Annotated in this window: 11 protein-coding genes; 5 read left to right on the top strand and 6 right to left on the bottom strand. The window is 49.0% G+C overall.

All coding sequences use genetic code 11. The features are described 5' to 3' along the window. Window positions 1-122 precede the first annotated feature (122 nt). From L0156_04345 to L0156_04335, 3 genes are all read left to right on the top strand, one after another. Window positions 123-1313, top strand: coding sequence for a hypothetical protein (locus tag L0156_04345; protein MCI0602221.1), 1191 nt, complete (start codon window positions 123-125; stop codon window positions 1311-1313). Window positions 1314-1574: 261 nt separating this feature from the next. Beyond that, window positions 1575-2240, top strand: a complete 666-nt coding sequence (locus L0156_04340) for an HAD-IA family hydrolase (protein MCI0602220.1) — start codon at window positions 1575-1577, stop codon at window positions 2238-2240. A 25-nt stretch (window positions 2241-2265) separates the two neighbouring features. After that, window positions 2266-3270, top strand: a complete 1005-nt coding sequence (locus L0156_04335) for an amidohydrolase family protein (GenBank protein ID MCI0602219.1) — start codon at window positions 2266-2268, stop codon at window positions 3268-3270. A 43-nt stretch (window positions 3271-3313) separates the two neighbouring features. Here L0156_04335 and L0156_04330 read toward each other — a convergent pair whose 3' ends face one another. Both L0156_04330 and L0156_04325 read right to left on the bottom strand, forming a co-directional pair. Continuing rightward, complete coding sequence (locus L0156_04330) at window positions 3314-4582, bottom strand: glycosyltransferase 87 family protein (protein ID MCI0602218.1); 1269 nt, start codon at window positions 4580-4582, stop codon at window positions 3314-3316. Next, window positions 4579-6276 (bottom strand): hypothetical protein, encoded by a 1698-nt coding sequence (locus tag L0156_04325; protein MCI0602217.1) that lies wholly within the window; start codon window positions 6274-6276, stop codon window positions 4579-4581. Before L0156_04325 ends, L0156_04330 begins: the two co-directional genes overlap by 4 nt. Before the next feature lie 33 nt (window positions 6277-6309). On the opposite strand from L0156_04325, the gene L0156_04320 reads away from it, so the two are divergent. Both L0156_04320 and L0156_04315 read left to right on the top strand, forming a co-directional pair. After that, window positions 6310-7134, top strand: coding sequence for a DUF547 domain-containing protein (locus L0156_04320; protein MCI0602216.1), 825 nt, complete (start codon window positions 6310-6312; stop codon window positions 7132-7134). Between the two features lie 14 nt (window positions 7135-7148). Next, window positions 7149-8660: a sigma-54-dependent Fis family transcriptional regulator gene (locus tag L0156_04315; GenBank protein ID MCI0602215.1), complete on the top strand. Its 1512-nt coding sequence runs from the start codon at window positions 7149-7151 to the stop codon at window positions 8658-8660. Between the two features lie 82 nt (window positions 8661-8742). On the opposite strand, the gene L0156_04310 is transcribed toward L0156_04315, so the two are convergent. The 4 genes from L0156_04310 to L0156_04295 all read right to left on the bottom strand — a co-directional run bounded on the left by L0156_04310 (window position 8743) and on the right by L0156_04295 (window position 14337). Then, window positions 8743-11904, bottom strand: coding sequence for a protein kinase (locus L0156_04310; GenBank protein MCI0602214.1), 3162 nt, complete (start codon window positions 11902-11904; stop codon window positions 8743-8745). A 24-nt stretch (window positions 11905-11928) separates the two neighbouring features. Next, the gene (locus tag L0156_04305) at window positions 11929-12867 is read right to left on the bottom strand and encodes a hypothetical protein (protein MCI0602213.1); all 939 of its coding nucleotides are present in this window, start codon (window positions 12865-12867) and stop codon (window positions 11929-11931) included. Then, window positions 12864-13622, bottom strand: coding sequence for a hypothetical protein (locus L0156_04300; GenBank protein MCI0602212.1), 759 nt, complete (start codon window positions 13620-13622; stop codon window positions 12864-12866). Before L0156_04300 ends, L0156_04305 begins: the two co-directional genes overlap by 4 nt. A 259-nt stretch (window positions 13623-13881) precedes the next feature. Next, on the bottom strand, window positions 13882-14337 hold the full coding sequence (locus L0156_04295; protein ID MCI0602211.1) for a peroxiredoxin: 456 nt from the start codon (window positions 14335-14337) through the stop codon (window positions 13882-13884). Window positions 14338-14391: the final 54 nt, after the last annotated feature.

The raw sequence follows: 14391 nt of genomic DNA, 5'->3' as shown, positions 1-14391 counted from the left end.
TCGAGCAAACACGTTTTTGCGGACTGGAAGTCCGCGCTCCAATTGATTTTTCAACAACCTCGGCTTCCAGCCTCCATTACGGGCCGCAGGCTTTTAGCCTGCTTCTTAATATAATTACTGTGATGATTTATCGTTTCTCGATTCTATTCTTGTTTCTCCTCGTAAGTCCTTCTTTCGCTTCCACCGTTCTTCTTTCTCCGGAACTGGAAACGTTTCGCAACCAGGGTGTCGATGCATTGTTCAATATGGACTACGACGGCGCGCGGTCTGGTTTTCAGAAAATGATTGATCTGGACCCGCAGCATCCCGCAGGACATGTTTACATGGCGAACACAATCTGGCTGGGCCATCTTGCGCAGTTGCGGCGGTTGCAGACGAATATCTACAACCGTGGCAATTCCTTTTTTAGCAAAACTGAGGATGCAGTCGATCCAAAGATTGACAAGGCGTTTCGGCAGGAAGTCGATAAAGGTATTTCACTTTGCGAAAACCGGTTAGAAACGCGAAGGAAAGATATTCCTTCTCTTTATTTTCTTGGTGTTGCGAAGAACATTGTTGCCGGCTATGAGGCAACAGTGAAAAGGAGCTTTTTGCCGGCGCTCAGGAACGGTTCCAAGGGAGTGGGACTTCACAGGGAAATTATGGAAAAGGACCCGACATGCATCGATGCCCAGTTATCTGTTGGAATGTACAACTACGTAGTGGGCAGTTTGCCTCTGGCGGTCAAGGTGCTGGCTTTTATAGGTGGTGTTCGCGGTTCCAAGAAGGATGGGATTGCCATGCTGGAAAAAGTTGCGAAAGAGGGAAACTACGCGAAGGATGAGGGCAAAGTGCTTTTGGTGATGTTGTATAACCGGGAGAAACGGATTGCAGACGCTCTGAAAACTTTGGATCAACTGGTTCAACGTTATTCAAAGAATTCACTGTTTCGTTTGGAAAGGGCAATGACTTTAGGTCAGTTGCGAAAGTTTTCCGAAAGCGCGCATGAATTTGATCTGCTGCTTCAGGATCCCGATTCGAGTTCGTACATTCCGGATCTAATTCACTATCAGTATGGAACCATGCTTTCGGATGCGGACCGCTGGCAAGATTCGTATGAGCAGTTTGTGGCAGCATACAACTCAAAGAAAGCGCCTCCTGCTCTCGCAACGCTTGCGCACTTAAATGCGGGAAAATCCATGGATGCGCTTGCCAAGCGGGATGAGGCACGACTCGAGTACCAAACTGTTCTAAAAAGAAAAGATGTTTTTGATTCCCATGACATGGCGAAGAAGTTTCTCAAAAAGCCTTATTCCCCATTGCGCGACAGATAACATGAAGCAAGTCATAATTATCTGCTGGAGTACTTCGACTCGGAAGGTAACTTTCATTTCGTAGACTGGAGCCCAGAAGACGGAAGAATTGCTAGATCACGAGATTTGATGAAAGAAACAATGATGGAGCGCTAAATTACACCTCGATCATTCTGGATGCTTACAAAGATGGCTATCGAAGCCGTTCGAGCGGAGAACACCTGCGTTTCGAATGTTGATAGTTCCAGCCGACTAATGGTCCTGATTCGTTAACAAGAGTTGATGATTAAAGGGATCCTCTTCGATTTATTTGAGACACTGATCAGTGAATACGGCCAGAATCCAACACCTGCTTCGTCTCTTGGTTTCGATCTCGGTGTAGATTCCGCTGCGTTCCGCGCTGAATGGAAAGTGCGTCGCTCGAACGTTCTACTTGGGCAGATTTCGTTTTCGCGCGCACTTGCTGAGATTGCAACAACTCTGAAACATCCTGCCGAAAATTCTCTACTGGACCGAATCCGTAATGCAAGGATTCGAGAGAAGGCACAGTCTTTTAGCGAAATCCAACCTCAAGTACTGGCATTGCTGCGCGAGCTTCGAAGTCGCGGCATCCGGATGTGTGTTGTCAGTAACTGTTTCGCTGAAGATGTAACGGCATGGCACACAAGTTCGCTCGCGTCTGAGTTTGACGCCACTGCTTTCTCTTTTGAAGTTCATCTGGCAAAGCCAGGTCCGGAGATATATGCAGAGGCCTGCCGTCGGCTTGCTGTCGAACAAGATGCTACTCTATTCATAAGCGATGGGATGCAGGAACTTGTTGGCGCGGAAGAAGCGGGAATTCGGGCTTTCCAGGCACTCTGGTTTCTCAAACGATGGCCAAACTTTAGCAGAGACAGTCTCTACAGCCGCGCTCTCGAAAATATCGATGATATTTTAAATCTCATCTAATCGTATTAGGAAACGGAGGCTCACAATGAAAATTATGGTTGCATTCGTTTTTGTCTGTTTCTGCTACGCAGCGTCAGGAGAGGTTCCCGAACCCATCATTGACATGCATCTGCATGCATCCCCGGCGGATGGAAATGGTCCGCCGCCCCTGGCGATTTGCGCGCCGCTTTCAGAGATTCCGTTGCAGGATCCTGCCATGAGCTGGACGGAAACTTTCATGGGATGGCTGAAGAATCCACCGTGCAAAAATCCGATCTGGGGACCGGAAACAGATGAAGGTGTTTTGAAGGACACTCTGGAAATACTCGAACGCCGAAACATTTATGCTGTAACCAGCGGCCCCTTGATCGAAAACTGGAAGAAGGCAGGAGGCGAACGAATCATTCCTGCTTTGGAGTTTGGTCTACTGAACCCGAGTGTTCCCACACCTGCAGAAGTTCGCAGATTGTTTGCGGAAAAGCGATATGAGGTATTTGCGGAAGTGTCGATTCAATACGATGGCATTTCGCCAAGCGATCCGATGTTCCAGCCGTATCTGACCGTGGCCGAGGAACTGGATGTTCCGGTCGGAATCCATATCGGCACAGGTCCACCGGGTGCGGCGTATCTTCCCGGTATGCAGAATTATCGCGCGCGTCTGCACAGTCCGCTTGTGCTGGAAGAAGCGCTTCTTCAGCATCCAAAGCTTCGCGTGTACATCATGCACGCCGGGTGGCCAATGCTGGATGACTTGCTTGCGGTTCTCTGGGCTCATCCACAGGTTCATATCGATGTCGGCGTCATTAGCTTTGTTCTTCCGCGCAAAGAGTTTCACAGGTACCTTCAACGCATTGTTGAAGCGGGTTTTGAGAAGCGTGTAATGTTCGGTTCTGATCAAATGAATTGGCCAAAAACGATCGAGTCCGCAATTGACGCAATTAACACAGCGGATTTTCTAAGTGAAGAACAAAAACGGGACATCCTCTACAACAATGCGGCTCGATTTCTACGCCTGAGCAAAGAAGAAATAGCAAAGCATCATAGAAAATGAATCTGGTGCGGAGGTCTCGTCTGCGCAAAGCAAACTCTATGCGCTATCGTAACTGGCGGGCGAGTCGCCCGCACCACAACGCTTTCAAACCATCCACTAGAAGGAAAGCATAGAATGGGAGATAAATCAGCAACTTCAACCATAGGACCGGCTTCCATACACCAACCGGGTACAGATGCCGAACGAGATATGAAAGAATTATCCATCCGCATAAGAATAGCCAGGGTTTGTTTGGATGAAAAACCAGAAACGGCAATATCCAGCACAAGTACCAGGGATGTACAACGGGCGAAAATAGAATCACAGCTCCAAATACAATAAACGCAGACCGGTAAAACGAAAGCCTGGCTGCGAGACAGAATCCAGCCGCCAACACAGTAATAAGCATCCCTGCCATTCGCGCGGGTTCCGCCCCACCGAGCCAGTCGTATAAAAAGCCAAATAAGGAATCATTGAACCGCCATTTTTTGTAATAAGTCAGAACACCGGAAAACATTTTCCAATCGGAGGAATAGTAAGGCAGAAGCAGCAGAAGACCTGCAGCGCCGGCGGCAATCAAAAATTTCCATTTCCCCTGTTTGAGCAGCCATGGAAGGACGAGCGCGGGTAAATACTTAGTTAGAATTGCCGTTGCAAAAGTGATCCCCGATAGCGCGGTCTGGCGATGGTACAGCAGTAAATACGAAAGAAATAACAACGAGATTCCAATGATATCCATGTGTCCACTGCCGGCGAATTCAATGATCGGAAGTGGATGCCATGCATAGATCAAGAGCCATGCCGCGCTTTTATTCTCTTTTTGGAGCAACCTTCGAATGATTTCCAGCAGGATTAGATCGAAAATCGCAAGAAAGGATTTGAATAAAACAATATTGGTAGAGATTCTCGCAAACAGATAGAAAAGAGTTTCGGCAACTGTTGAATAAGGAGTTCGAAACTCTTTATGATTGATACGATCGTAATATTCATCGCGCAGCGGTTGCAGTTCAACTGCGCGCGGAGGGAAGTCGTAGGGTCCGTGTCCTGCTGCTTGAACCCGGCCGTCCCAGCGGTAACGGTAAAAATCTTCGGACAGACTCGGCTCGGACCCTAGAACGGCAAGCCGGAAGAATACAGCAGGAACGAGAATGTATAGCGCGGATACGCCTTCAAGCCGGCCCTGGAAAAGCCAGTAAACGCACACTCCATAGACTGCAAAGCAGAACAAGTTAACAGAAAGGAAGAGCGGAATGTTTGCGTTCCAGTTCCCAATTACCCCCAGGATTACGTACGATATTAGTAGTACGGAAGAGACCGGGAGTAAGCGTTTCAAGACCTTTTTTTCCCGTACCATTCTGCAACAATTTTTTCAGCGGGCCGGTCATGGGGCGAGTGCGTGTCTGCGGATCTGCCGCGATCGTCCGGGTCGCTAAACCATTTCCACCAGTACATTCCGGCGAACCATGGCTCATTCCAGTACGTTTCCAGTGCAAGGCGATAACTGGCTTCCTGCGCCTGTTCGTCATAATCGGATTCGTCCGCTTCAAATTCTTTCGTTCCCATGCCGGCTTTGCTGTTCGCCATGTAACCGATTTCGGTGAAGAGCAGAGGACGGCAAAAACGAAAGGAATAGGCTTGTAGCTTTTCCTTTTGTTTTGCGAAACCTGACTTCATCTCGGAAACTCCATGGTCTTCGGAAGTTCGAACCGCGTAGTAGTTGTCCAATCCCATGTAATCCAACGCATCCCAGAACGGAATTTCCTCGAACTCACGCCCCCAGTTTGCCGCGTACGTAAGCGGACCATGATAAACATTTCGGATTTTTTGAATGATCGAGCGCCAGCGATCAGGATTTTTCAACGTGGCCTGAACAAACTCGGTCCCGATGCAAAGCAGATCAGCTCCGGTTAGTTCTGAGATGATTGCATAGTGCACAATCCATTTCTCGTAGTTGTTCAGCCAGCGATTCCAGCCTTCCGTGGAATCAAAATCAATTCTTCCCGGCCAGGAATTATGACTGATCCAGATCTGTGGTTTCATCATGATTTTGATCCGGCGCGCCTTCGCATCTTCGGCCAGAGCCCAGAGGCTCTCGTCATTTTCGCCTGCAATGTGATGGCCGGGGTAGCCTATTTCGCTCGCATGATTCGAACGCATGAAACCGTAAGGCACGGACGCAATCCATTCCACGCCTAAATCTTGAAGTTCATCCAGCGATTGTTCAGATTTTCTTGTAGCGTAGCCACCTTCGTAGCTATTCGTGTATGCGTAAGTCATTCCTTTTTGGAAGCGGGTCGAGAATACGTAAGGTTCGATTTTCGCCAGTGGAACGCTTCTCAATTTCTGTTCCCATCTTTGAGCATAATCGGCTGGAAGCTCGCCATTTTTATAGTGTTGGATCATTGCCGGCAGGCCGTATTCCTGCACAAGGAATCTCGCGAGAGAAGCATTCCATGGATAGCGCACAAAACGGCTGGTTTGTCGATCCGTAAACAGGTCCGGGAACTGTGGCAACAAATCGCGTGCCTTCAGAAAAATCTCCCAATCATCCAGCTTTCTTTGGAACCAGACTCCGGCGAGCGCGCTGGAGCTGAATTCTCCCCATTCCGGACGGAACGGTTCACCGTTTGCATTTTGAAGAACGACCTGAAACTCGAAACGCTCCGCGATGCCGTCCCATTCGTCATTGACGATGCAATAAATAGCCCGCTCTCCGGGATCTGCATGGGCCAGCCGGACATCATTGATGTAGTTTCCTTTCTCCTCCCAGTTTCCAAAAAGATAGACCTTCAGCTGTTTGTCCAGCAGTTTGCCTATTAATTTCTCCGCTTCCTGCAGGTTTGCCTCCAGTCTTGTGGCAAGCTTTTCTATATTTGCGGACAAATAGTCGTTCGGAACATACTGGATCAGAATGCGATCAGAGACAAATCGAGTCAGCTCAACTTGTTTCGGTTTTCGCCGAAACTGAGAGCCGATGAATAAAATTGCGACCAGAGGCAACAAAAGTATGAGAGAAGTTTTCTTCATTGCGACTAAAAAAGGAGATCTATCTCCAGTAAAATGAAACTTATGATATACCACAGGTTCCTGCTCCTTACTTTCATTATTTTTTGCAGCAGCGCTTCCGCGTTTGATCATGAATACCGAGACTATGGTGAAGTGCTGAAGGCCAACGTAAAGGATGGTCTTGTGGATTACGCGGCTCTTCAAAAGGACAGAAAAGGGATCGATCAATTTGTGAGACAGCTCGGCGCGGTTACAACGAATGAGTACGAAGACTGGTCACGCGATCAGCAGCTGGCTTTTTGGATCAACGCATACAACGGCTGGTTTCTGCAGATTGTAATCGACCGCTACCCGATTCGTGGAGGAAGATTGCTCGGCGTATTGTACCCGGATAACAGCGTGCAGCGAATTTCGGGCATTTGGGACAACATCAAAACACGCTCCGCGGGCCGGGAAGTGTCTTTGAATGATATAGAACACAAAATTCTTCGGCCGATCTTTAAAGAACCGCGAATCCATTTCGCTATCGTTTGCGCTTCGATCGGTTGTCCCGCATTGCGTTCCGAGCCCTTTCGCGCAAGCGCACTCCAGGAACAGTTAGAGACTGCTGCGCGAGACTTCATTAACAATCCCGCAAAGGTGCGTTGGAATTCGGGCCAGAAAAAACTGGAGCTCTCGAAAATATTCGATTGGTTTTCCGAAGATTTCGCTTCTTTCGCCGATGAAAGTTGGCGCACCCGCTATTCCAAAAAACAGGCCGGTCCTGTTGCTTTCAGCAGTAAATACCTGTCACCTGAGGTTGCTGAAACGCTAAAAAAGGACGCTGTAAAGGTCGTTTATCTCGATTATGACTGGCATCTGAACGAGCGGAAGAAGTAGAATCATAATCGAACATGCTTCCGAAAGTTCTGGAGTCCCTTGCAACTTTAAATTCGCTGCTTCAACTGGACGATTTGCTTCCGGCCGTGCTGGACGTGACGCTGGACTTGACCGGCGCGGACCGTGCGTTTGTGGTTCTCGATGAAAAAGACCGGAAGTTCAGCGTTCAAGCAGGACGCAACAGCGCGAGAGAAGACTTAACGGAGCAGGATTTCAGCGGTTCCACAACTGTCATCGAAAAAGCGCGAAAAGAGCTGCAATCTGTTTACATTCCGCGCCTGACAAAGGATGCGCAGTTTGCCGATGCCGAGAGCGTTCGCAAATTGCAACTGAAGTCCGCGATTGCCATTCCTTTGTTTCAGCGTGAGAATGCGTTTCTGGGCGTAATCTATATTGATTCAACTTCCATGGTGAGTCCACTAACCGAAGAGCATTTGCAGATTATGAAAGCACTCGCGAATTATGTTTCGATCTCGATTGAAAATGCAAAACTGTTCGAAGAGGTTCGAGAAAAGAACCGGGAGATCGAGTCGCTGAACTCTCAACTGCAGAAACGCGTGGAAGTGCAGGCGGGAAATCTCGCCGAAATGAGGCACCTGTTGGCCGAAACGCAACGCGAGTTAAAGAAGGTTTTCGGCCTGGAAACGATCGTTGGTAAGTCGCAGCCGATGAAGCGAATTTTCCGAATCCTCGAAAAGGTCGTTGGCACGAGTGCAAGCGTCCTCATTACCGGCGAGAGCGGAACCGGCAAAGAGCAGATCGCAAGATATTTGCACCACTTCGGTCCGCGATCGGAAAAGCCGATGGTTTCCATTAACTGTTCCGCTTTCAGCGATACGCTTTTGGAAAGCGAGCTATTCGGCCATCGCAAAGGGGCATTTACCGGAGCGGATGAAAACAAAATCGGTTTATTTCAAGTTGCGGACGGCGGCACTCTTTTTCTTGATGAAGTCGGAGACATGAGCGAAGAGATGCAAAAAAAACTGTTGCGGATCCTGCAGGAAGGGGAGCTCCGGCCCGTTGGGAGTAAGGAAAACATTAAGGTGGATGTGCGCATGATTGCCGCAACGAATAAGGATCTTGAAGAGTTGATCAAACAGGGAAAATTTAGAAATGATTTGTATTTTCGCTTGAATGTCATTCACATTCTCCTTCCTCCTTTGCGCGAACGCAGGGAAGACATTCCACTTCTCATCGATCACTTCATGCAAACCGTTTGCGCAGAGTTGCAACAGCCGGTTAAACCGCTTCCTCCTGAAATTATGATGAAGTTTCTGGAATATGATTGGCCTGGAAATGTTCGGCAGCTCGCCAATGAAATACGGCGAGTCTTGATTCTGGAATCGGAATATCTACCGCTCCTTCCTCCCGCGGAAGAAGACGACAGGAAGCTTTCTACGGTTGAGAAAAAAGCGATTTTGAAAGCGCTGGAGAGCACGTTAGGGAATAAGAGTAAGGCTGCGGATTTGCTGGGAATGTCGCGAAGCGCGTTTTATGAAAAGTTGGCAAAGTATCAGATTCAGTAGCAGGTTGAAATAGCGACTAAAGTCGCTACTACGAGCCCGCCAGAAAAAAAATGTCGTCATGATCGGGCTGGTAGTAGCGACTTCAGTCGCTACTTGTTTGATAGCGAAATCGCAGGTTTTGATTGGCTTGAATCGCTTTTTCGGTTAGAGCTAATGCTTCTGTCATAAGCGACGCCTTCTTTCGCGGATCCATTTCGATCTTTGCTTGCTGCATGAGCAATGCTCCGCGGAGCGCGACCGTTTCCGCGTGAACTGGATTTAGTTTGGCGGCCTTCTCCAAAATCGCGATTCCTTGTTCGAAGTCGCCGGGCCAAAAGCGATTCACGTAGCAGCGAGCAAGCGCAATGTAGGTTCGCAAGTTATTGGAATTCATCTCCAACGACTTCTTGAGATTCGCTTCGGCGTTTGCCCATGCCTCATTAGCGATCTCCAGTTCGCCAAGTCTCAGATAGCTTGTGTAGGCGCTTGGATCGATTTCGAGCGAACGCATCAGCCGTGCCCGGGCTTTGTCGAATAACGGACCGGGCTGTTTGGCATGTTGAGCTTCGAGGATAAGCGCGTATCCGGCGCTTTCATGAAATTCAGCGAAGGCTGGATTTAACTTAAGTCCCGCTTCGACATTTCCGATGACACGAGAAGCATGCGGTGTCGGGTCTTCACCGGTCAGCGCAGCAAACTCGGCCAGTTGTAAGTACACAATCGATCGCGCATGTGGGATGTAAAAGAAGTTTGGAGTTGCCTTTGCTGCAATATCAAAATTTTCCAGCGCCTTTTCCATTTCCGGAAGTGGAGTCCGGCCATGTCTCGATTCATATTTCCCCAGATCCATATGTATGAAACCTTTATTCAATCGAATGGATGCTAGATTCGAATTCATGGTAAGGGCGCGATCAAAGAACTTGAGCGCATTCTGCAAATCTTGGACCGGCTCATGGCCATGATCCATTTTGTAGGATCCCAGCATTGCATAGGCGGCTCCGATATTGGATGGAAATCTTGCCTCTTTGGGAACAAGCGAAGCCGCATTTTCAAAACTCTTGATTGAATCTCGCAGGAAAGGTTGTGGATCAGCGCCACTGTTTAATGCATACAAGCCAAGCCGGCTATTCGCATAGCCGATGCTGTTGTGAGCTACTGCTTCGTTGGGATTTTGTTGCAGTGCAGAGCGGTAGTGTCGAATCGCGGTTTGAAAATCGGTGGTTGGATCAGAACCTGTGCTGATCCTGGCTTCCGCGAATCCCATCCATGCATATCCGAGATGTAAGTGGGGCAGGATCCAATCCGGTCTCAGTTGCAGCGCGCGCTGACCGGATGACAAGGCTTGCTGATACAGCGCGGTCGAATCCTGCCCAGCTAATGCGAGCGATTCAGCCTGATTGCTGTACAGGAACGAAAGGTTTGCATATGCTTCCGCGCTGTCTGGATTGGCGAGTTGTGCGTTATCGCAGTCTTTTTTCGACGCATTGTAAATATCTTCCGCTCTTCCACCTACTTCATTTTCAATTGCAATCACGTGGCCGCCCCAGGCGCAAAGACTTTCATGGATGCGCGGATCACTGGGAGCTATGCGGGAGGCCGCTTGAAACTTCTTGCGCGCCTGATCCAGTTGTTCTTTCGCTGCGGTTTGATCCCCCGACATTCTCTTTTCTGCTGCAACCGCAAGATGAACATTCCCTTCCAGAACGATTGCTTCATACAACCAGGCTGCGTTCGCGTAAGCAGAGGATGCCGATTGCGAAGCCTTTTCCCATTGCTTTTCATAATATTGGACGAGCGCCCTTATAAACGCCGCATTCTCCGTTGTGCTTGTTCTCCCAAGCCGCAGATACTTGAGAGCCGGATCCCGGTATTCCTTTTCGATTTGCTGCTTTTTAAGAATCCTAATTTCACGATTGGAAATTTGTTCGGCTTCCAGGTTTTCCTGTTGAAATAACTCTCCGTGCACCCATCCAAGAGCGAGAGCCACCTCCGCAGGCCGGTATTCGTTGTTCCATGCTCTATCGAGGTGTAGTTTCGCTTTTTGAAATTCCTTCAACGCCAGATAACCGCGTGCCAATGCGTAGTCGCCCGGTCCTTCAGCATGCTTTCCAACCTGTTTCATCTGAGAGCGGACCTCTTGCATTCTGTTTCGAACCGTTTGCATTTCCTTTCGCACATCATGTAACGGGAGCATGTATGCGATCCTCATGATGCTTTCCATCTTTTCCACTTGTTGTCCGAACTCTTGCGCGAGCCGGGCTTTTTCCGCAGAACGCCAGAATGAATAGAGAGCCACGCCGGCAAGCAAAAGAATAATGATCACGGAGATTACCAGAGTGGCTGCAAGGACCGGATTTTTGCTGATCTTCTTCTGAATTCGATAGCTGATCCCTGCCGGCCGGGCCAGGACCGGTTGCCCTTCGAGATATCGGTCCAAATCTTCGGACAACTTCCCGGCTGACTCGTAACGCCTGTAAGGAGCTTTTTCCAGACACTTCATTACGATCGATTCGAGATCCCTGGGAATTGCCGGATCCCTTCTGCGCAAAGGGACAGGTTCTTCTTGGAGAACCTTCATAAGAGTTTCGATTCCTGTGGCGCCTTCAAAAGGCCTGTGACCGCTAATTGATTCGTATAAAGTAGCACCAATACCGTAGATGTCGGTTCGGGCGTCTGCTTTACGGCTCCCTCCCGCCGCCTGCTCCGGAGACATGTAAGCAGGAGTGCCGAGAACTTCACCGGTCATGGTGTAGGCGGGACCTTCCATCTGTCGGACCAGCCCGAAATCAACGACGCTGGCGCGCCACTCCTCCTGCCGCTTTTCCACCATGATGTTGGATGGCTTCATGTCGCGGTGAATCAGGCCAAGCCGGTGCGCCTCCTCCAACGCCCGAAGCGCCTGCTGGATTACGCGAATCTTCTGTTGAAGATTCATTTGCGATCCTGCATCTTTCAAGGAACAGCCGTCTATGAACTGCATGCAGATATAAGGTTTGGATTGCACTTCCCCGACTTCATAGATCTTGCAAACGTGATCCTGTTCGATCCTTGCCTGGGCTTCCGCTTCTTGCTGGAAACGTTTTGTGAGCTCCGGATCGTCACCGCGGATGAATTTCAATGCCACGAATCTTTTTAAGCGCGGATCATAAGCTTTGTAAACGCGCCCCATGCTTCCTTCGCCGATCAGCTCAATAAATTCGTAGCGTTCCCAGTTCTGCACAGGAAATCTCGAAGCGGGCGCCGGATCGCGTTCGGAAAAGGTCATGGCATCTAAAAAAATTATCTCACGTTATCGGGGGACTTCTACCGCCACAGTGCCTGGAGATTGGAGGAACTGCGATTCGATCACTTCTCCGGTCTCGTTGAACATCACCTTTAAGCGATATAAATTGTTCGCATCATTTTCGTCGAATCGACTTACTACACGCGCAGAAACATTGATCCAACGCCGAACAGATCCGAAGTGCTGATAAATATCTGCCGAAGAAAATGGATAAGGCAGATTGCTTTCCTGTATCATTCTTGGTCTTGCCTGAAAGCGTATGGATTGCGTCGTTCCGGCCGATAAGCTATTCAACAGTGGCTGCGTTGCTTCGGCGCTATGGATTCTGCCCGCCTCCTGGCAGGCGACTTCCACGCGCGTCTCATAACCCCACGTTTCCAGACCCGCATTTTCCACATCCACAGAAAGTCGGATGGACAGCAGACCGCGATTGTCTACTTCAGCGTAGTCGACATGCACATGCGGGATTTCGAGGTCTCGTGTGAATCTTGGAACCGGTGGAGCGGGATGGATCATTCTGCCAGGCTCCAATCCTAGAGGCACCGTGATTGATTCAACCGGTTTGCTTTTCTCCTTGAATTTCGCGTTCCACTGATCGATCTCCTTCTGGTAAACGAAGAAGCCGCCGAATCCATTGAACCATCCTCTCAAGTATGGTGAGCGAACCATGAGCCCTTCCTTATCAAAATGAATTTGCCCTGTCGCCAAATCGATCCAGCCTTCCGGCGCATTGGAAGGAGGTTCAGGCAGCTTCCCACGATTCTCAATCATCCCTGTGGGTTTGAACAAACCTTTCACCAGAAGACCACTGATTCGTGGGTCATGATTTTCGACTTTCGTATCGATCGGGTACATTTTTCCTGTACGAAGGTTTAACCAGAATTCCTGGGCTTGAGCAAGGTTAGTCATTAATAGGAAGGCCAACAGAACCGATGCAGCCTTCATTGGTTATTCCCCGCATTCGTGCCGCCCGAGTAAGGTGTAGTAACTCCGCTCGTAAGAGTATCTCGATATTTTCCTGTACTGGAAAAATAGGTGATCCCGGAACCGGTGCTGGTGATCCGGTTTCCAACGGCCAGACCATGCGAATGGTTTGCAAAATAGATTCCGTAAGCGCCGGAGGGGGCGGCTACGAGATTGATTTCGTTATTTAGCACGCGCGCGCCAAAACCTTGCCCTACGCGAATGGCGAAATGACTGCTATCCGGAGCGGAGCTTCCAACTCCGGTATTCGAAACTTCATTCTTCCGCAGGATGTGTCCCATTCCTGCAACCCAGATCCCGGCGTGTGTGTTGTAGATTGCGCGAATTCCTTCTACGGTATTCGTTTGAGCAACGTTGAGGGCGCGACTGTCAGAAAGATCGATGGCCGTGTAGAAGTATCTGATCTCGCCGTTTTTGATTACGATGTTGCTTTTTTCATTTGCATAGAATGCTTTCGTTGAGGTTGCCGGACCGGCGAGCTGGTTGCTTAGAGTGTACCCGTTCAGGTCAATGACTACACCTGATGCGTTGATCGTGACCATGTTGCCGAAGGCCGTAGGAAAGTTCCAGTTGCTTCGAAAGCAGTAAACGCCTGGAGTATTAATGGTATAGGGCACTGATGTAATTGCTGTGCAGTTGACCGTTTCTGAAAAAGCAAGATAAGGAAGAGAAACGGCTAACATCAAAAACGCAAACATTACGGATTGTTTTTTCATGTTCTGACTCCTTGCAAACCGTCAGAGCAAAAGCTGTACCATTTTTGAATCGACGAGGAGGCGAGTTGTTTTTGTAAGGAATCCGTACAGCGATGACCGGATTGCTTACACGACCGTGCAGGAATACTAATGCTGCGGTTCGTGTGGGAGCGCGGGCATCCTTGCCCGCAAAGTGGTTTTTGCGCTCACAAGTTTTTGCGGACTGAAGTCCGCGCCCCATCTGAACTTTAGGACGGTTTGCGCCTCTGGCTGGAAAAAATCACAAACCTTTTAATGCGTCGATGAGCTCCTGATTCGCTCGCTGTTGCGGAATGTCATAAACATTGACGTAACGAACGATTCCTTCTTTATCCACGATTACGGTTGCGCGATTTGTGATGCCTTTTTCTCCAAGATAGAGGCCGAATTTCTGGGCTACTGCTCCTTTTGGATGGAAATCGGCAAGCAATGGATATTCGATTCCTAGTTTTTCGGCAAAAGCTTTGTGAGTCCAGGCGCTATCCACGCTGATTCCAAGAATTTCCGCGTTGAGTCCTTTGAATTGGCTGAAGTCATCGTGAAAGCATGCGTGTTCTTTGCTGCATACGGGGCTGAAGTCTAAGGGATAGAACGCTAAAACCACGTTCTTTCCGCGCAAATCTTTTAATGATACTTCTTTTTGATTTTGATCTTTTAAAGTAAAATCCGGTGCAGGTTGTCCAACTTCGATAGGCATTATTTCCTCCAATAAAGATGGATAAGCTAATCGACTTGATTACGGTTGTCAATG

Source organism: bacterium (assembly GCA_022616075.1).
GTDB lineage: Bacteria > Acidobacteriota > HRBIN11 > JAKEFK01 > JAKEFK01 > JAKEFK01.
The sequence above is the reverse complement of the archived record's forward strand: the minus strand, read 5'-3'. Positions and strand labels throughout refer to the sequence as shown.

Bases quoted from the DNA above. Each gene is read 5' to 3' on its own strand.
- L0156_04335 (MCI0602219.1), top strand. From the start codon at position 2,266: ATGAAAATTATGGTTGCATTCGTTTTTGTCTGTTTCTGCTACGCAGCG.
- L0156_04325 (MCI0602217.1), bottom strand. From the start codon at position 6,276: ATGAAGAAAACTTCTCTCATACTTTTGTTGCCTCTGGTCGCAATTTTA.
- L0156_04320 (MCI0602216.1), top strand. From the start codon at position 6,310: ATGAAACTTATGATATACCACAGGTTCCTGCTCCTTACTTTCATTATT.
- L0156_04300 (MCI0602212.1), bottom strand. From the start codon at position 13,622: ATGAAAAAACAATCCGTAATGTTTGCGTTTTTGATGTTAGCCGTTTCT.
- L0156_04305 (MCI0602213.1), bottom strand. From the start codon at position 12,867: ATGAAGGCTGCATCGGTTCTGTTGGCCTTCCTATTAATGACTAACCTT.
- L0156_04295 (MCI0602211.1), bottom strand. From the start codon at position 14,337: ATGCCTATCGAAGTTGGACAACCTGCACCGGATTTTACTTTAAAAGAT.
- L0156_04310 (MCI0602214.1), bottom strand. From the start codon at position 11,904: ATGACCTTTTCCGAACGCGATCCGGCGCCCGCTTCGAGATTTCCTGTG.
- L0156_04345 (MCI0602221.1), top strand. From the start codon at position 123: ATGATTTATCGTTTCTCGATTCTATTCTTGTTTCTCCTCGTAAGTCCT.
- L0156_04315 (MCI0602215.1), top strand. From the start codon at position 7,149: ATGCTTCCGAAAGTTCTGGAGTCCCTTGCAACTTTAAATTCGCTGCTT.
- L0156_04340 (MCI0602220.1), top strand. From the start codon at position 1,575: ATGATTAAAGGGATCCTCTTCGATTTATTTGAGACACTGATCAGTGAA.